This is a genomic window from Rhizobacter sp. (genome assembly GCF_032229685.1).
Classification (GTDB): Bacteria; Pseudomonadota; Gammaproteobacteria; order Burkholderiales; family Burkholderiaceae_C; genus LMDS01.
On sequence record NZ_JAVTWP010000032.1, the window covers coordinates 133,521 to 150,806 of the forward strand.

At 64.5% G+C, this 17,286-nt stretch carries 17 protein-coding genes; all 17 read right to left on the minus strand.

Annotated features, from left to right (window positions below; all coding sequences use genetic code 11):
• Positions 1–15: 15 nt before the first annotated feature.
• Positions 16–708, minus strand: coding sequence for a formyltransferase family protein (locus AC30PD_RS15095; RefSeq protein WP_489536469.1), 693 nt, complete (start codon positions 706–708; stop codon positions 16–18).
• A gap of 435 nt (positions 709–1,143) precedes the next feature.
• On the minus strand, positions 1,144–2,388 hold the full coding sequence (locus tag AC30PD_RS15100) for a glycosyltransferase family 4 protein (RefSeq protein ID WP_489536470.1): 1,245 nt from the start codon (positions 2,386–2,388) through the stop codon (positions 1,144–1,146).
• 10 nt (positions 2,389–2,398) lie between these two features.
• Positions 2,399–3,532: a non-hydrolyzing UDP-N-acetylglucosamine 2-epimerase gene (gene wecB / locus AC30PD_RS15105; protein WP_489536471.1), complete on the minus strand. Its 1,134-nt coding sequence runs from the start codon at positions 3,530–3,532 to the stop codon at positions 2,399–2,401.
• Entirely contained in the window at positions 3,529–4,641 is a 1,113-nt protein-coding gene (gene wbjC, locus AC30PD_RS15110; protein WP_489536472.1) for a UDP-2-acetamido-2,6-beta-L-arabino-hexul-4-ose reductase, read from the minus strand. Before wbjC ends, wecB begins: the two co-directional genes overlap by 4 nt.
• Positions 4,642–4,645: 4 nt before the next feature.
• On the minus strand, positions 4,646–5,683 hold the full coding sequence (locus tag AC30PD_RS15115; RefSeq protein WP_489536473.1) for a polysaccharide biosynthesis protein: 1,038 nt from the start codon (positions 5,681–5,683) through the stop codon (positions 4,646–4,648).
• A 35-nt stretch (positions 5,684–5,718) separates the two neighbouring features.
• Positions 5,719–6,510 (minus strand): AglZ/HisF2 family acetamidino modification protein, encoded by a 792-nt coding sequence (locus AC30PD_RS15120; protein ID WP_489536474.1) that lies wholly within the window; start codon positions 6,508–6,510, stop codon positions 5,719–5,721.
• A 1-nt stretch (position 6,511) separates the two neighbouring features.
• Positions 6,512–7,126 carry an imidazole glycerol phosphate synthase subunit HisH gene (gene hisH / locus AC30PD_RS15125; RefSeq protein ID WP_489536475.1) on the minus strand — a complete coding sequence of 205 codons (615 nt, stop codon included), beginning with the start codon at positions 7,124–7,126 and terminating at the stop codon, positions 6,512–6,514.
• On the minus strand, positions 7,123–8,262 hold the full coding sequence (locus AC30PD_RS15130) for an N-acetyl sugar amidotransferase (RefSeq protein WP_489536476.1): 1,140 nt from the start codon (positions 8,260–8,262) through the stop codon (positions 7,123–7,125). The genes hisH and AC30PD_RS15130 overlap by 4 nt, the downstream gene beginning before the upstream one ends.
• A 26-nt stretch (positions 8,263–8,288) precedes the next feature.
• A complete protein-coding gene (locus AC30PD_RS15135; RefSeq protein ID WP_489536477.1) occupies positions 8,289–9,182 on the minus strand; it encodes a glycosyltransferase family 2 protein in 894 nt (297 codons plus the stop codon).
• A gap of 43 nt (positions 9,183–9,225) precedes the next feature.
• Positions 9,226–10,032, minus strand: a complete 807-nt coding sequence (locus tag AC30PD_RS15140; RefSeq protein WP_489536478.1) for a class I SAM-dependent methyltransferase — start codon at positions 10,030–10,032, stop codon at positions 9,226–9,228.
• A 39-nt stretch (positions 10,033–10,071) separates the two neighbouring features.
• On the minus strand, positions 10,072–11,211 hold the full coding sequence (locus AC30PD_RS15145) for a DegT/DnrJ/EryC1/StrS family aminotransferase (protein ID WP_489536479.1): 1,140 nt from the start codon (positions 11,209–11,211) through the stop codon (positions 10,072–10,074).
• A complete protein-coding gene (locus AC30PD_RS15150) occupies positions 11,190–11,705 on the minus strand; it encodes an acyltransferase (RefSeq protein WP_489536480.1) in 516 nt (171 codons plus the stop codon). Before AC30PD_RS15150 ends, AC30PD_RS15145 begins: the two co-directional genes overlap by 22 nt.
• Before the next feature lie 5 nt (positions 11,706–11,710).
• Complete coding sequence (locus AC30PD_RS15155) at positions 11,711–12,769, minus strand: Gfo/Idh/MocA family protein (protein WP_489536481.1); 1,059 nt, start codon at positions 12,767–12,769, stop codon at positions 11,711–11,713.
• On the minus strand, positions 12,766–14,088 hold the full coding sequence (locus AC30PD_RS15160) for a UDP-glucose dehydrogenase family protein (protein WP_489536482.1): 1,323 nt from the start codon (positions 14,086–14,088) through the stop codon (positions 12,766–12,768). The genes AC30PD_RS15155 and AC30PD_RS15160 overlap by 4 nt, the downstream gene beginning before the upstream one ends.
• Positions 14,085–15,344 (minus strand): hypothetical protein, encoded by a 1,260-nt coding sequence (locus tag AC30PD_RS15165; protein WP_489536483.1) that lies wholly within the window; start codon positions 15,342–15,344, stop codon positions 14,085–14,087. The genes AC30PD_RS15160 and AC30PD_RS15165 overlap by 4 nt, the downstream gene beginning before the upstream one ends.
• 24 nt (positions 15,345–15,368) lie before the next feature.
• A complete protein-coding gene (locus tag AC30PD_RS15170; protein ID WP_489536484.1) occupies positions 15,369–16,814 on the minus strand; it encodes a lipopolysaccharide biosynthesis protein in 1,446 nt (481 codons plus the stop codon).
• Between the two features lie 13 nt (positions 16,815–16,827).
• A complete protein-coding gene (locus AC30PD_RS15175) occupies positions 16,828–17,229 on the minus strand; it encodes a hypothetical protein (protein WP_489536485.1) in 402 nt (133 codons plus the stop codon).
• Positions 17,230–17,286 lie beyond the last annotated feature (57 nt).

Genomic DNA, 17,286 nt, shown 5'->3' on the forward strand with positions numbered 1-17,286 from the left:
AGATGGCTCGTGGCGTCATCGACTCAGGAAATCCCAGCCGTGATCCGGCTCGAGAGACGGATGAATCACGACGGCAGGATGGAAGTGCACGAGTTGACCGGCCTGTGTTGTCGATGCCCGTGCGTTCTCGCTCCATGACAGGAAGTCCGGCGAGAACGAGGCGATGGCGTTCAGCAGGCCGATGCAGCCGCTGCGAAAGAGCACGTTCATCACTGCATCGAGCTTCGGAGCGTGCGGCATCGCGGTCACCGCCTGAATGATCGGTCGGCCCAGGTCGACGCGTTCGTCGACCTGGTGGACGGTGATTCCGACGAACTTCGCCCCGTATTCCATGGCTCGGCGCACAGGGCCCTCGCCAATCTCCGCAGCGAAGGCCGGGAGCAGCGAATAGTGCAGATTGACGAGTCTGCCGGCGAAGGCGTTCACGAATGCCGGGGTCAAAATCTTGTGGACTGTGGTCACGATCACTTCCGGGTCGAGGGCCAACAGGCGGTTCAGAACTGTCGGCTGGCCCGCCGGGGAGAAGTCCATCACCTCGGTGAACAAGCCCTGCGTGCGCGCGAACGCGTTCGCTGCACATTCACGATCGGACAAAACCGCACAAATTTGCGCATCGCCGATCCAGCCCTTGCGGATGGCACTGGCCACGAACTGCAGATTGCCACCGCCGCCGGAACACAAGAAGGCGATTCTCAAGGGCTGTTTCATCTCAGACGGGCTCCAGGGCGGAGCCGCTGGTTGCGCCGGTCGTGATGGTATGCCTTCTGCGCGCTGCCAATGAAGGCCAAGGGTGTTGGCGCGCCGGGCTGCTGCAGTCGACGCAAGCCATTGTCGAAGCACAGGCGCGCAACGCCGAAACACCGCCAGGATCGACGTTCCCCAAGGAAAGCTGATGTGATTCGCCAGGGCAGCCTCGACGGCCAGCACACCCTGCCGCAAGGCGTTGACGGGCCGCGCCGGAATTCTGTGCGTGCCAACGTGGCCTCAAGCTCCTGCGGTGTCGCGGCAGCAGGCGGCTCAGCCGCAGTGCAAGACACAAGAAAGAACATGACGTAGTGGTTGCCTTGGAACCAGGATGCCTCTGTCGCTGATGAAGCGCCCCATCTCGCCCGAGCGTCGAACTTGGGCTTGAGGTCGCTTCGTTCATCGGGGCTGCGATCGTTGCCCGGTCACCAACTCCTGCGCCCAGCCTTCGAGCTTCGACATCGAGCCCACACGCCCGAACTCTCGCTCGCCATACAGTCGGCCACGTTCGCCCATTGCTGAGCGCTCATCGGGGGACAGGCACATCAGCGTTTGCACGCAGCGTGCGAGTTCGGTTCCAGCGCCCGCAGCACATACCGCTCCGGCGCCCGACTGCTCGATCACCGCAGCGCCTTCGCCATCGAGCATCGCGAGGATCGGCAGGCCCGTGGCAAGGTAACTCTGCACCTTGCCCGGGATCGTCATCGCGAAGGCCGGATCCTTTTTCAGCGAAACCAGCAGAGCGCTGGCACCACGAAAGAACGACGGCATGCGTTCGATCGGGTGGCGGCCGAGCAGCACCACGTTGCGCTCCAGGCTCCGGCGCGCGATCTCGCTGCGCACCCACTCGGCGGCGCGTCCGTCGCCGACGATCAGCCAGCGCAACCCGGCTTCGTTGCGCAGCGCGCTGGCCGCGTCGAGGATCGCGGGGAAGTCTTGCGCGTCGCCGATGTTGCCGGCGAAAAGCACGTTGAAGGTGTCGGCATACGGGGCTACTTCAGGCGCCGGCTCGATTGCCGCCAGCGGTCCTTCGAAGATTGCTTCGGCCCAGCCGGGGAAGTAGCGGATGCGCGAAGAGTCGCCCGAGTACTTCTCGACGTTTGCGCAGAAGGCACGCGACTGCACCAGCACACGGTCGCAGCGCCGGTAGATGAAGCCCACCAGCTTGCCGACCCAACCCAGCACGCGTGGCGAGCGCACCACGCCCACGGCTTCCAGCGTGTCGGGCCAGAGGTCGAGCACCCACATCAACAACGGCGCGCGCTTCAGTCGCCGCTGCAGCAGGCCGGGCAAAGCCAGCGTGACCGGCGAGACCTGGAACACGAAGATCGCATCGAAGCGGCGGCCGCGCAGGCGCCACGCGCCGAGCGTCAGGCCTGCCGCGGCAAAGCTCAAATAGTTCAGCACCAGCCGAACGCTGCTTTTCCCACGCGGCAGCAGCGGCACACGCACGATCTCGGCACCGTTGTAGTTCGAGAAGCGGCCGGGCTCGCTGGCGAACGCGGGGAGAACCTCGCCTTCCGGGTAGTTCGGCAAGCCGGTCAGCACCGTGACCTCGTGGCCGCGACGCACCAGTTCGGTCACGAGGTCGTTGATGCGAAACGTTTCCGGCCAGAAATACTGGCTGACGACAAGCAGGCGCACGCCGGTTCGCCTACAGGCTCTTGCGCCAGACCACGCGGTTCACATAGTCGGTGTAGCTGTGCAGGATGCGCAGCACCTTGGCCGAGACGTTGGACATGCTGTAGTCGGCCACCAGCCGCAGGTCACGGGTGGTGCCGCGCGCCTGGCCCTCGAGGATCGCGAGCGCCTGGCGCACGCGAACCGTCTCGAGCCCGACCATCATCACGGCGGCTTCTTCCATACCCTCGGGCCGCTCGTGCGCCTCGCGCAGATTGAGCGCCGGGAAGTTGAGGATCGACGACTCCTCGTTGATCGTGCCGCTGTCGGAGAGCACCGCGCGTGCGTTCATCTGCAGCTTCACGTAGTCGAGGAAGCCGAGCGGCTTGAGCAGCCGCACGTTGGCGTGGAAGCGAACGCCCATGGCGTCGATGCGCTTCTGCGTGCGCGGGTGAGTCGAGACGATCAGCGGCAGCGCATGCTCCTCGGCCACCGCGTTGAGCACGTCGACCAGCTTCGCGAAGGTGTGGGGCGCGTCGATGTTCTCCTCGCGGTGCGCGCTGACCACGAAGTACTGCTGCGGCGCCAGCGCCATGCGGGCGAGCACGTCGGAGGCCTCGATCTTCGGCCGGTAGTGCGTCAGCACCTCGAACATCGGGCTGCCGGTCTTGATGACCAGGTCGGGCGGCAGACCCTCGCGCAACAGGTATTCGCGCGCGATGTCGCTGTAGGTCAGGTTCACGTCGGCGGTGTGATCGACGATGCGGCGGTTGGTCTCCTCGGGCACGCGCAGGTCGAAGCAGCGGTTGCCGGCCTCCATGTGGAAGATCGGGATCTTGCGGCGCTTGGCCGGAATCACCGCAAGGCAGCTGTTGGTGTCGCCAAGCACCAGCATCGCGTCGGGTTGCTCGGTCGCGAGCACGCGATCGACCGCGATGATGATGTTGCCGATCGTCTCGGCCGCGTTGCCGCCGGCACTGCCCAGGAAATGCGCGGGCTTGGCCACACCCAGGTCGTCGAAGAACACCTGGTTCAGCTCGTAGTCGTAGTTCTGCCCGGTGTGCACGAGCACGTGCTCGCAGTGCTCGTCGAGCTGCGCCATCACGCGCGACAGCCGGATGATCTCGGGCCGCGTGCCGACGACGGTCAGGACCTTCAGCTTCTTCATGGCTTCACCTTCATCGCGATCGTGTCGGGCTTGTCCCGGTCGAAGATCTCGTTGGCCCAGAGCATCACGATCAACTCGTCGTCACCGATGTTCGTGATGTTGTGGGTCCAGCCCGGCACGGTTTCGACCACGCGCGGCTCGCCACCGCGGGTCACGGTCTCGTGCAGCTCGCCGGTCTCGATGTGGCGGAATCCGAAATGGGCCGTCCCGCGGATCACCAGGAACTTCTCGGTCTTGCTGTGGTGGTAGTGCTCGCCCCGCGTGATGCCGGGATGGGCGGTGAAATACGAGAACTGCCCGCAGTCGGGCGTCTTCAGCATCTCGACGAATTCGCCGCGCGGATCGGCGTGGCGCGTCAGGCCGTAGTCGAACGAGGTGGGCGGCAGGAATGAGACGTAGGTCGCGTACAGCGCGCGCACGAGGTCGGTCCCCACGCGCGGGCTCACCAGCGTCTCGCGGCTCTGCGCAAAGCCCTGGATCATCTGCGCGAGTTCGCCCACCGTGGTGCGGTAGACCGGGCCGGCCTCGGCCCACGGCGTGTTCGGGGCAGGTGCGCCGAGAAGCTCAACCAGCGCTCTGACCACATCGTCTACATACACCAGTTGCAGCGCTGCGGCCGGGTCGTTGACATTGATCGGCAAACCGCGAGTCACGTTGTGGCAAAAGGTCGCCACCGCCGAGTTGTAGTTGGGGCGGCTCCACTTGCCGAAAACGTTGGTCAGGCGGAACAGGTGCAGCGCCGCGCCACTGCGCTGCGAATACGCGAGCAGCGCGTCTTCGGCGGCCTTCTTGCTGCGGCCATAGGGGTTGTCGAGCGCAGCCTGGGTCGACGAGGCATACGCCACCGGCACCGCGCGCCCGCTCGCGAGCAGCGTGTCACAGACCCGCTGCGTGAAGTCGGTATTGCCGGCCACGAAGTCCGCCGGGTCGGTGGGGCGATTGACACCTGCAAGGTGGTAGACGAAGTCGGCATTCGACAGCGCCTCGTTCACCAGCGCTGCCTCTGTGCTTCGCGTGACGCCGAGCACGTCGGCATGACCCGCCTCGCGCAGGTGGTGGCGCAGGTTCTTGCCGATGAAACCGTCAGCGCCGGTGATGACGATGCGCATGGGGTCAGTCCTCCAGCGTAGCGGCGTGCTCGCCGCGGGCAATGCGTTGCATGAAGTCGAGCTTGAGCAGCAGACGCTTCATGCCCTCCACATCGAGCCGCTCTGTGTTGTGCGAGTGGTACTCGTCGGCCAACGCAATGCCCGGCTCGCCCAGTTCAACAAACTTGGCGTAGTTCAGGTCACGGCCATCGGGCGGGACGCGGTAGTACTCGCCCAGGTCGACGGCGCCGGCCATCTCTTCGCGGCTGAGCAGTGCCTCGTAGAGTTTCTCGCCGTGGCGAGTACCGATGTGCCGCACCTCGTGGTCGGGGCGCTTCAACAACTCGAGCAGCGCTTGTGTCAGCACCTGGACCGTAGCGGCTGGCGCCTTCTGCACAAAGATGTCGCCGTTCTGGCCATGCTGGAAGGCGTAGAGCACCAGTTCGACCGCATCATCGAGCGTCATCATGAAGCGTGTCATGGCCGGGTCGGTGATGGTGATGGGCTTGCCGGCGAGCACCTGCTCGACGAACAGCGGGATCACCGAGCCGCGAGAGGCCATCACGTTGCCGTAGCGTGTGCCGCAGATGACGGTGCCCGTGCCTTCGAGGTTGCGCGAGACGGCGACCATCACCTTCTCCATCATCGCCTTCGAGATCCCCATCGCGTTGATCGGGTAGACCGCCTTGTCGGTGCTCAGGCAGATGACCCGCTGCACACCCGCGGCGATCGCGGCTTCGAGCACGTTCTCGGTGCCGAGCACGTTGGTACGTACCGCTTCCATCGGGTGGAACTCGCACGACGGCACCTGCTTCAATGCGGCTGCATGGAAGCAGTAGTCGACCCCGCGCATCGCCGAGGCGATGCTGCGCTGGTCGCGCACGTCGCCGATGTAGAACTTCAGCTTCGGGTGGTTGAAGCGCTTGCGCATGTCGTCCTGCTTCTTTTCGTCGCGGCTGAACACTCGCACTTCGCGCAGGTCGGAGGTAAGGAAGCGGCGCAGCACGGCGTTGCCAAACGAGCCAGTGCCACCGGTGATGAGGAGAACCTTGTCGGAAAACATTCGTCTAGTTCCGGGTGAGCGGCGCGCGCGAGCCCTCAGCGCGCTGCCGCAGCGCCGAGCGACGCGCGGATCAGCTCGTCTTTCTGCGCCGGGTTGGGGTAGTTGATCAGCACCGCGCGATAGGTGCCCTTGAAGACGAACAGGCTGCCCGCCGAGGCGCCGATCACGCCGCACGCCTGGATGAGGCTGCCGATGTCGGCGAGCGAGCCGGCGCCGCCGAGGATGGTCATCGGCACGCGCAGCGCCTGACGCACGCGCTGCGCCAGCGCGAGGTCATAGCCCTTCATCTGGCCGTCGTTCTCGATCGAGTTGATGACGATCTCGCCCGCGCCGCGGGCCTGCGCGTCCAGCGCCACCTCGAGCACCGCTTTCTTGGTGTTCTTGCGGCCGTTGTGGGTCCAGACGTCGTATTCCTTGCCGAGCAGTCGCTTCTTCACGTCGAGCACGACGACAACGCTCTGGCTGCCGATCTCGTCCGCGATGCGTGTGATCAGCGTCGGGTCCTCGAGCACCGCGGCGCTGAGCGCAACCTTCTCGACACCCAGGCCGATGATCTTCTTGGCCTGCTGCACGGTGCGCACGCCGCCGCCGTAGCACAGGGGCATGCGGCACTCGGCCGCGAGCCGTGCGATCAGCTTGAAGTCGGGTTCGGCCTTGTTGACGGTGGCATCGATGTCGAGCACGACCAGTTCGTCGGCTTCCTTCTCGTTAAAGATCTTGACCGCGTTGATCGGATCACCGACGTACTTCGGGTCCTTGAAGCCGACCGTCTTCACGAGGCCGCCTTCGTGCACCAGCAGGCAAGGGGTGATTCTGGGTCTCAGCATGTCAGAGTTCCGCGAAGTTCTGGAGCAGACGGGCGCCCCAGTGGTGGCTCTTTTCGGGGTGGAACTGAACCCCGTAGATGTTGTCCGAGCGCACGCAGCAGGCAAAGTCGATGCCATAACCCGCCGTTGCGGCCACGCTCTCGGTGCTTGCACATTCGAAAAAGAACGAGTGCAGGAAGTAGAAGCGCGCGTCGTCGTTCATGTGCGCGAACAGCGGCATCCCGGCGGCCGGCCGCGCGTCGTTCCAGCCCATGTGCGGCAGCGCCAGCCCGGCAGCCTGGGGCAGCGATGCGAAGGCACGCACGCGGCCGTCGATCCAGCCCAGGCCGGGCAGCTTGCCCTCGTCGCTGCCCTTGGCCAGGATCTGCATGCCGACGCAGATGCCGAGCACCGGCACCTTGTCTTTCAGAACGAGTTGGTCGAGCGTGGCGCGCATGCCCGACGCGTCGAGCAAATCCATGGCATGGTCGAACGCACCGACGCCGGGCAGGATGATCTTGTCGGTACCTGCGAGCTCTTGCGCGCTGCGCGCGACCCGAGCCTCGATGTTCAGGCGCTTGAACATGTTCGCGAACGCGAGGATGTTCCCGAGCCCGTAGTCGACGATCGCGATCATCGGATGATCGCCCGCTGCACGCCGACCGCCCGCAGCACCCGCGTTCCGAGGTCGATCATGCCCATGGCGTTGCTGTAGTCCTTGTAGGTCTTGTTCGGGCCGGCCATGATCTGCTTGAGTTCGGCCACGCTCAGATCGAGTTTGGTGGCGATGTACTCGAAGTCCTCGGCGAGATTTTCTTCGTTGTAGGCGGGCTTGGCGATACGGGCCAGCGCCTCGTCGCGTGCGAGCTGCCCGGTGAGGATCAGGCTCGAGAAGTGGGCGCGGCGCTTGTCGTAGCCGAACTTGGTCGGCAGCCAGTAGCCCTCGTAGAAGCGCGTGAAGCGCGACTCGTAGTGCTTGTGCGCGTACTTCTGCCAGCCGAACTTGTCGACGAGCTCCTGCATCGCTTCTTCCTTGTGGAACGGCACTTCGTTCAGCGGCTTGACGACGCGGATGCCCTTCACGAAGCGGTAGTACAGCTTGTACGTGAAGATGTCGGTCAGGGGGAAGCTCTTCAGCGGTCGCGTGCCGAAGCGGCGGTGAATGTCCTTGAGCTGGCGCAGGTCGGAGGCGTGGTAGTGCCACTCAAGCGGCTCGCGCACGCACTCGGTCGAGTAGTTGGCGCCGGTGAGGATATACTTGAACTTGTTCTTCGCGGCGAAGTTGTACAGCCCGGCGAAGAAGGCGTGGTCCTGCGGCGTGTCGAGGTGTGGCACCTGGGCCTTGAAGAACGCGAGCTGCAGGTCCTTCATCTCCTCCCAGTTCACGACCTCGGTGTGCAGGTCGACCCCCAGCCCGTCGACGAGCTTCTCGATGTTGTTGACCGCCTGCTGCGAGTTCCAGCCCGCATCGACGTGGAACAGCAGTGGCCGCAGGCCGAACTTCGCCTTGGCGAGGTAGGTCACGTAGGAGCTGTCGACGCCGCCGCTGATGCCGATCAGGCAGTCGTGGTCACGGCCTTTGCCATCGCGCTTGATCTGCTCGACCTGCGCCGCGATGCGCTTGGCGCCGCGCTCGTCGGGGTGCCAGTTCGGCAGGATGTTGGTGTGGTAGTTGTTGCAGTAGTCGCACCACCCGCGCGAGTCGAACGTGATGTTCGAGTCGGACGTGTCCATGATGCAGTTGCTGCAGATGCGGTACGGAGTCTTGCCCATCGGTCTTTCTCGTTTCAGAAACAGGTTCACCAGCCCGACAGCAGGCCGTAAAGGCGCTGGCGTACACCATAGAAGAACGCGTTGGTGATCGACAGCGCGCGCAGCCGGTCGATCAAGGTGATGGGGCTGCGGAGCACGCCCAAAACATCGCCGCTCGATCTCGACGCCTCGCAGCGAAGCTTGGCGGCAAGCAGGCGTCGTTTGTCGTGACCCAGCTGCGAGCCGTACTTCTCGTCGAACAGCGCGAGCGCCCGCATCCGCGACGTGATCTTGCGGTTGTAGACATCGAAGGCAACCGTGTGGTTGATGCTGTTGCCGGCGTGGTAGCGCCAGTGGCAGCAGACCGTGTCGCCGTGAACGACGTTCCAGCCGGGGAAGTGCAGGATTGCCAGCTCCATCCAGGTGTCCTCGTTCGGCAGGCTTTCGGGGACGGGGAAGATCTTTGCTACCGCGGCCCGGTTCATCAACGGAGACTGCCCGCTCAGCGCGCCGCGTCCTTTTGCGCGCGGCACAAGGTGGCCGTCGTAGCGCTTGTCCTCCGACATGGTGAGGATCTTGCAAAGCCCGACGGTCGCGACACCGTCGGCGAAGGTGCGCACGGCAGCCCAGCGCTCGGCGAGGCTGCCCGGCGGCATGATGTCGTCGCCGGCGAACAGGCACACATATCTTCCTGCGGCATGCTCGACGCCGAGGTTGAATGCGGAGCACTTGCCTGCCTTGGGGTTGCGCAGCACGCGCAGACCGGGGTGACTCGCTGCGAGGGCACTGAGGATCTGCGGTGTGCGGTCGGTCGAGCCATCGTCCACGACGATCACCTCATGGCTGAGTCCTTGCTGTTGCAGCACGCTCAGGACGGCGCTCTCCAGATACACCTCTTCGTTCTTGACGGCGAGCACCACTGATACGTCGATCACTTGCATGGATTCAGTCACGATTGAATTGAGAACGCGCGAGGCCGAGCGCTCATGTGCTGGCATTGCGCAGCACGAACAGGTTCCACCCGAACAAGCCGCGCGTCAGCGGCTTGGTGGCCTGATCGACCTTGTCGAGGCCGCGCATCGCCCACCCGGGCGCTACTGCGTTGACGACGCGGTCGGGATCGAAATCCAGCTGTACCTTTCGAGCCACCTTGCGCAGCGCGTTGGCAGGGAGCTTCATGGACCAGAACCAGGTGTTCACGGCACAGCCGATGGTCATGTCGTGCTCGACGATCTGGAGACCGTTGTCGGCGAAGAAGTCGCGCCACTCCGTCGGTGATTTGAATTGCAGATGAGCTTCGCCATTCGCCTGCCTCTTGCCGACGCGCAAGGCCAACTTGGTGGCGAATTCGGGCAACGTACGACGGTTGGGCACGGTGCAGAAGATCAGGCCACCCGGGGCCAGGATCGACCGGAACCGCGCGATGGCCTGGGCGGCCGGGTCCTCCAGGTGCTCGATCACGTCGAATGCGGTGATCAGCTCGAAGCGACCCGCGATCGGAATGCTGTCGGCAAACGTCGGACGGTGATGCACGCTGCCCCAATCGTAGTCGGCGGCGTAGCGTTCGAGCAGGGCGATGTCGAGATCCACCGCGGTCACGTTGAAACCGCGCTGCGCCATCTCGAAGGTTTCTCGCAGCGACCCGGCGCCGTAGTCCAGCACCCGCGCGCCCGCCGAGACGCCGGCAAGGTGGCGCTCGTAGATCGTCCACCGATAGGCCACGTTGCGGGTGTTGCAGCCCACCAGTTTCGGCACATCGCGCGTGCGGTCGAAGATGCGTGACTCAGTCATGGGCAACACACCTGCTGCTGGTCAGCGAGAGCTGCGAGTTCATGCGCGTCGCTTGGCGAACGACCCGACCGCGTCGACCACGGCTTGAATCTGCGCCGCCGTCATCTCCGGAAAGATCGGGAGCGAGAGGACACGCGACTGAGCCCGGTACGCGACCGGAAAGTCGGCCGGCTGATGGCCGAAGCGGCTATACGCAGGTAGGAACGGAAGCGCCACGGGGTAGTTGACGACCGTCTGGATGCCCTTGCCGGCGAGGTGCCGTGCGAGGGCGTCACGCTCGTCGCACTCGATCACGTAGAGGTGGTAAACGTGATCACGCCCGGCGACACTGGCCGGCCGCTGAATACCGGGCGCGGTTGCGAGCAGGCGATCGTATTCGGCCGCCACTTCGCGCCGGCGCGCTGTCCATGCCGCCAGGTGCGGCAGTTTGGCCGACAGCACAGCGGCCTGCAAGCCGTCGAGGCGGCTGTTGATGCCTTCGATCTTGTGATCACCCTTCACCAGGCCACCGTGGCGTGCGAACATGGCCATGCGCTCGGCCAGCGCCGCGTCGGGCGTTGTCAGGGCTCCGGCGTCGCCCATTGCGCCGAGGTTTTTGCCCGGATAGAACGAGTACGAGGCGGCATTGCCGAAGCTGCCCACCATGCGCCCCTTGTAGCGGGCCAGGTGTGCCTGGGCACAGTCTTCAATCACCCACAGCTTGTGCTTGGCCGCGAGCGCCATGATCGGGTCCATGTCGGCCGGCTGGCCGTACAAGTGCACCGGGATGATGCCCACCGTGCGCGGGGTGATCAAGACCTCGATCTGTTTCGGGTCGATCGTGAATGTGTCCGGGTCGGTGTCGCAGAACACGACCTTTCCGCCGGCCTGGGTGATCGTCTCGGTCGTCGAGATCCAGGAATGTGCTGGCGCGATGACCTCATCTCCGGGCCGGATTCCGAGCGCGTGCATGGCGATGTACAGCGAGTCGGTGCCGTTGGCGCACGAGACGCAATGCGTCGCGCCGGTGGCCGCCGCGAATTGTTCCTCGAAGCGCGTGACATGCGGGCCTCGGATAAAGGCTGAACTGCGAATCACATCGGCGATCGCGGCATCGACCGACGCCTTGATCGAGAGGTACTGCGCGTGAAGGTCTGCGAATGGGACTTGAATGTCGTTCATGGGTTGGGCGCCGGGCACGGCGCCTGGTGTTCAGTGAGGATGGACGGAGTCAAGCGGCGGATGCGGCGTGCAGGGTTACCGGCGTACACGCCGGGCTCGGTGATGTCGCGGGTGACCACTGCGCCCGCACCGATCACCGCGTCGGCGCACACGCGCACCGGCAGCAACGTGGCGTTGGAGCCGATGGAGACCCGTTCAGCGATGCGGGTTGTCTTCCACAGCTCGCGGCGCCCGCGCGCCGGCCCGCCAGTGGCAAACGTATCGTTGACGAACATCACGCCGTGGCCGATGAAGCAGTCGCTGCCGATTTCGACCAGTTCGCAGATGAACGCGTGCGACTGCACCTTCGTGCGCGCGCCGATGCGCACGCCTTTCTGGATCTCGACGAAGGGGCCGATGAAGCAGTCGTCGCCGAGCTCGCATTCATAAACGTTCGACGGTGCAACGATGCGCACGCGCTCGCCACAGCGGAGGTCGCGGACTTGCGCTTCGAGGAGTGTGGGCTCTGCCATGCCGATCAGGAGCGCCCGAGGCGACTGTGCTCGACCCGGAGCGGCAGAGATACCTCGCGCCCGTTGGCCATCGACTCGTAGAGGGCCGCCACGAGCTCAAGACTCGCTCGGCCTCCGCGGCCGTCGACGAGGGCCGGCAGGCTCTTGTCGAGGCACGTGACGACGTGTTCGTAATACGCCTGATGGCCGAAGCCGTAGACGTTGGGCGGATTGACCGAGAACTTCTCCATCACCTCGGCATCCTCAGCGCGCGGTGTCGTGAACTGCCAGTGGCGGACCTTGTTCACTGCAAAGCCGCCGATCTCGACTGCGCCGCCAGCGCCGAGCACCGACAGCGAGCCTTCGAGGTCTTTCGGGCGAACGGCGTTGGTGGCTTCCACGACGCCCAGCGCGCCGTTGCGAAAGCGGAAAGTAGCCACGGCGGTGTCTTCGGCCTCGATGTCCACCAGCGCGCGCACGCCGCGTGCGTGCACAGACTCGACCGGCCCCATGAACCAGCCGAGCATGTCGACGTGGTGGCTGGCCTGGTTAGCGATCACCCCACCGTCTTGTGCCCAAGTTCCGCGCCATGCGTCCTGGTCGTAGTAACTCTGGTCGCGGCACCAGCGCACGCGCACTGTGCCCAGCACGAGTTGGCCGAAGCGACCCGCGTCGAGCGCCTCGCGCGCCTTCACCACCGGCACGTTGAAGCGGTTCTGCTTGACGACGAACATGCGCACGCCAGCGCGGTCGGCGGCATCGATCATCGCATCGGCGTCTGCAAGCGTCAGTGCCATCGGCTTCTCGACCACGATGTGGCGGCCGGCACGCGCGACCTTGATCGCGTGGCCAGCGTGCATGCCGCTGGGCGTGAGAATCGAGACCACGTCGATCCCGGGGCTGGCCAGCATGTCTTCCAGCGAGTTGAACCCCCGAACGCCGAAGCGCGCGGCGAACGCCGCGGCCCGCGCACCGTCGCTGTCGCAAACGGCCACCAGCTTCGCGCCAGCGATCTGGCCGGTGCCGAGCAACTCGGCATGTCGTTTCGCTATGCGGCCGCAGCCGAGGATGGCAAAGTGGATCATGACCTTCCAATTCCAGAGTATTCGAAACCCGCGGCGCGGGCCATATGTGGGTCCAGGATGTTGCGTCCGTCGAAGACGATCGCCTGCCGCATCGAGGCACGCAGGCGCTGCAGGTCCGGGCTGCGGAATTCCTTCCACTCGGTGACGATCGCCAACCCGTCGGCGCCGTCGGCGGCTTCCATCGCGCTACCGGCAAAACTCAGCTGGGCATGCGTGCCGATCAGGTGCGCGGCGTTGACGTTGGCGGCGGGATCATAGGCGCAAACCGCGGCGCCGCGCCGCAGCAGGTCGTCTATCAGCGTCACACTGGGCGCCTGCCGCATATCGTCCGTGTTGGGTTTGAACGCAAGGCCCCACACGGCCAGGCGCTTGCCGGTCAGGTCGGCTCCCAGGCGCTGCACGATCTTGTCGGCGAGAACGCGCTTTTGCATCTCGTTCGCCTGCTCGACGGCCGGCAAAACGTGCAACGCCATGCCCGCTTGCTCGGCGATACGGATCAAGGCCTGCACGTCCTTCGGGAAGCACGAGCCGCCGTAGCCGCAGCCGGCGTACAAGAAGTGCGTTCCGATGCGCGGGTCGGCACCGATGCCACGACGCACGTTGTCGATGTCGGCACCCAGGCGATCGGCGAGCAGTGCGAGTTCGTTCATGAAACTGATGCGGGTGGCGAGCATTGCGTTGGCGGCGTACTTGGTCAACTCGGCTGATCTGATGTCCATCGCCATCAACTTGCCGTGGTTACGCTCGAAGGGTGCATACAGCTGGCGCATGATGTCGGTCGCTCGCACATCGTCGGAGCCGATCACGATGCGGTCCGGGCGCATGAAATCGGCGATGGCGGCACCTTCCTTGAGAAACTCAGGGTTCGACACCACCGCGAACTCCATGTCGACGCCACGCGCTTCGAGCGCCGCGCGCACTGCGTCGCGAACGCGGTCGGCCGTGCCCACTGGCACGGTGCTCTTGTCGACGATGACGCAGTACTCGCCGACGTGTTGTCCGATAGCCTGTGCGGCCGCGAGCACATAGTGCAGGTCGGCCGAGCCGTCTTCGTCCGGCGGTGTGCCCACGGCGATGAACTGGACCAGCCCGAAGCGCGCGCCCGCGGCGACATCCGTTGTGAAGGCGAGGCGGCCTGCCTGCACGTTGGTACGCACGAGTTCCTGCAGTCCGGGCTCGTAGATCGGAATGCCGCCGGAGCGCAGCAGATCGATCTTCTTGGCATCGACATCGACGCACAGTACATCGTTTCCGACGTCGGCCAGGCAGGCTCCCGTGACGAGGCCGACGTAGCCGGTACCCACAACCGTGATTTTCATGTTGATTCGCTTGCTTGTGTTGATCGAGTTTCCGCTGGCGCGGGTCTGCGGGTGGGATCCCTGAGTCGAACCATCAAGGCCATCGCGAACATGAGCACGTAGCCGTTGCTCAGCAGCGTTCCGATCAGGCCACTGGTGAATACTGCAAGAACGTAGATCATCCAGAGCGACTTGAACGCTTCATCTCGCGACCGGCGGAACCAGCGCAACGATTGCCCGACGAACAGCGAGAACACCGCCACGCCGATCCAGTCGAAATTGACGAAGGCCTCGGTGACATACAGGGCGTTCGAATTGGCGATGTCGTTCCAGCCCCATTCATGTTCAGACACCAGGCGCTCCATCGGTACGCGTTCCAGCCCAAGGGCTCCGGCAAAGAAAGTACTGGTTGCACCCCAGAGTGGTTGTCCGTTGAACTGCTCCTGATGGACGAGCAGTGTGTCGGAGGCTGAGAACATCGGCACCGCCGTGGCCCGCCACAGCAGGTGCTCGAGTGCGTTACTGGGCAGGAACGAAGCGCCAAAGAAATCGCCACCGGTGACCACGCCGCCACCCGGTTCGAGCGCGGTGTCTTCCGGGGAACCGAACGCCAGCAAGGTCACGACATACAGCAGCAATCCGCTGCCGAGCACGATACCCAGTATTCGCTTGGTGTTCGCGTTCCGATTGCGTGCCGCGAGATAGAGCAACGGCAGCACGACATTGAAAAACAGCGCCTTCTGCAAGAAGCTCAGCGAATAGGCCAAGAACAGGAGCAGCAGCACGAACCTCAGGCGGGACTTGCGGATGAACAGCAGCGCGAGGCTGTACGGAAGCAGCACCGCCACGAACAGCGTGCTGATGTAAATCAGTACCGATTCCAGACCGACTCGGGCTTTCAGGAATGCGCCGCGCTCCAGACTCAGGTCGGCGGCATTCGCGCCCCGTATGGCGGAAAAGATCGGGATCGTTGGCGCCGTGGTGAAGGTAATCACGAGGAAGATCAGGAATGTGCTCCAGACGACCACGTGAAACGATTGAGCGCTTACTGCAATTCGCGGTGCCGCCTTACCGAACCGCCCGTCGAGCAGCGGGACGAGGTAGCCGACGGCGATCAATGCAGCCGCGAAGATCGACAACTGCGCCAATTGCACGAAATAGGGATTCGGAAGGAGCAGGGCATCGACGAGCAAGGGCAGCGCGACATACACGATACACAGCCCGCCGATCAGCAAGCCGACAGCCCAACGCGTGTCTGTGATGCGGTTGAAGAACATGAGGCTTATTGCAATAGCAGCGAGTCAGTGTGTCGGCCAGTGCAGTTTGCTGCTGGCGACTGAGACGATCCAACCTGCAGCCGCCCAGGCTATGACGATGGGCAATCCACGCAAGGTTTCACGAGTCAGTGTTGCGGCCTTGGCCGAGACCACGCGCAGCACCACGGCGAGATAGAGCAGATAGAAGACAAAGCCGCTCAGCGCATAGGCTTCGGAGACGAGATCGGCGGCCACGATCGATACTGCATACACGGCGCCGACGCGCAGGGCGAGCGCGAAGAACTGAAGAACGAAGGCGGCCCGTTGATGCCCGGTGACGTGCAGCGCCGTCGATACTGGCACGGAAAGGAACTGCATGACGAACCACGGTGTCATCCATGCCACCAGAATACCCGCGCGCCGCCACTCTGCGCCGAAGACGATGGTGAACAGGGCCGGCGCAACAAACCCGGCAAAAATGAGCGGGCCGACGCCGCTCTTGATCAAGGCGCCGAAGACGCTGGTGGTGAACGTGTCGAGACGGCCGGCGCGGTGCTCCTCAGGGGCTCTGGACATGTAGACCTGCAACACCGCCGTACCCACAAGGCCCATCGGAACCTGCATCGCCGTCATGGCCAGGGCCAGGTAGCCGGCTTCGGGCCCGCTTGCGACGGCTGCGATGACAAGGATGGGCAACTGGATCGAAGCACTGTTGGCAAGGGCCTCGAGCGTGGAGAACTTCGGAAAGCGATCGTACGAGGCGAACGCTTTGCGCATGCGTAACACGTTGACTGCGTGCAGCGCACCGCGGTCGTGCCTGAGCAATCGGTAGCCGAGTGCCGCGCAGCCTGCTCCCGTGTTGAGCATCTGGCCCGCGATCAGCCCGAGCGGAGCCCAGTGCAGCCAGCCCATGGCCACCTGCGTGCTGGCGGCCGCCGCGGACTGGGTCACGCGGCTGCGGGCGATCGACGTGAACTCCTTCTTGCGCACGAACCACATTTGCAGCGCGTTGTAGCTGCCTGCGAGGAGAACCCCGAACGGAAGCAGCCACAGCCACGGCGCGAGCCCCGGCTGATTGAACACCTCCAGAATAGCCTTCGGGGCGGCCAGGACGACGATAGCGAGGATGGTCGCGACGATCACGACGCAGCCGAACGCAAGCGCGAGCAGATTGATCGCTTCACCATCGTCCTCCGGGATCGGAACGGCGAGATCGAAACGCAGCGCTGCGGCCACCGACAAAATCGACAGCAGGCTGGCAAACACCGCCATGATGGTGAAGTCGGCCGGCGTGTACAGGCGCGTGATGATCGGGAGTGCGGCCGCTGTGATGCCATGCGCCAATGCAGTGCCGCCGACGAGCACCGCCACCGAGCGGATGACCTTGCTGTCGGCGAGACCCTTGAACCAGTGGCGGAACGTCACCGCATCCTCCGGCTCGTTACAGCGGATCCGGCCGTTCCCGACTGCGAAAGCTTTGAAGAAGTCCACATTTGCCGCCGCTTCAGACACCGAGCCGGGCGCTCTCGCCCCCGGCCGTCGAGGACCATACCCGCCGCAGCGCGGCCGCGACGCGATCCTGTTGATATTCGGCGAGGTCCGCGCTCGTGGGAAGGCTCATCACCTGCCCGCCCGCTTGGGCACTGTTGGGGCAGCAGTCGGCGCCGCACCACGCGGGGTAGGCCGGCTGGAGATTCAGGTCACAGAGTGCGCACTGCACGCGGCTTCGGTCTGAGACAGGCAACGTGTACTGAGCCCACACGCAATCGCGGCCCGGGCGAACCGTCGGCTCGTAACGATCAGCGCGCTTCGCTATCGAGTCGAAGTGGTTGTTGGCGATGCTGCCACAGCCGACCAATGCGAAGCGCACCTTGCGTTCGGTGATAGGCAGGCGGCGTGAGTTCATGGTCTGGTTGCTTCCGTCGGGTTGTTTGAAGGGGTTCAGGGCGACGGCAAGTGCAGA

Coding starts and splice junctions, on each gene's coding strand:
- AC30PD_RS15095 (WP_489536469.1), bottom strand. CDS start 708: ATGAAACAGCCCTTGAGAATCGCCTTCTTGTGTTCCGGCGGCGGTGGC.
- wecB (WP_489536471.1), bottom strand. CDS start 3,532: ATGAAGAAGCTGAAGGTCCTGACCGTCGTCGGCACGCGGCCCGAGATC.
- wbjC (WP_489536472.1), bottom strand. CDS start 4,641: ATGCGCATCGTCATCACCGGCGCTGACGGTTTCATCGGCAAGAACCTG.
- AC30PD_RS15115 (WP_489536473.1), bottom strand. CDS start 5,683: ATGTTTTCCGACAAGGTTCTCCTCATCACCGGTGGCACTGGCTCGTTT.
- AC30PD_RS15120 (WP_489536474.1), bottom strand. CDS start 6,510: ATGCTGAGACCCAGAATCACCCCTTGCCTGCTGGTGCACGAAGGCGGC.
- hisH (WP_489536475.1), bottom strand. CDS start 7,126: ATGATCGCGATCGTCGACTACGGGCTCGGGAACATCCTCGCGTTCGCG.
- AC30PD_RS15130 (WP_489536476.1), bottom strand. CDS start 8,262: ATGGGCAAGACTCCGTACCGCATCTGCAGCAACTGCATCATGGACACG.
- AC30PD_RS15135 (WP_489536477.1), bottom strand. CDS start 9,182: ATGCAAGTGATCGACGTATCAGTGGTGCTCGCCGTCAAGAACGAAGAG.
- AC30PD_RS15140 (WP_489536478.1), bottom strand. CDS start 10,032: ATGACTGAGTCACGCATCTTCGACCGCACGCGCGATGTGCCGAAACTG.
- AC30PD_RS15150 (WP_489536480.1), bottom strand. CDS start 11,705: ATGGCAGAGCCCACACTCCTCGAAGCGCAAGTCCGCGACCTCCGCTGT.
- AC30PD_RS15155 (WP_489536481.1), bottom strand. CDS start 12,769: ATGATCCACTTTGCCATCCTCGGCTGCGGCCGCATAGCGAAACGACAT.
- AC30PD_RS15160 (WP_489536482.1), bottom strand. CDS start 14,088: ATGAAAATCACGGTTGTGGGTACCGGCTACGTCGGCCTCGTCACGGGA.
- AC30PD_RS15165 (WP_489536483.1), bottom strand. CDS start 15,344: ATGTTCTTCAACCGCATCACAGACACGCGTTGGGCTGTCGGCTTGCTG.
- AC30PD_RS15175 (WP_489536485.1), bottom strand. CDS start 17,229: ATGAACTCACGCCGCCTGCCTATCACCGAACGCAAGGTGCGCTTCGCA.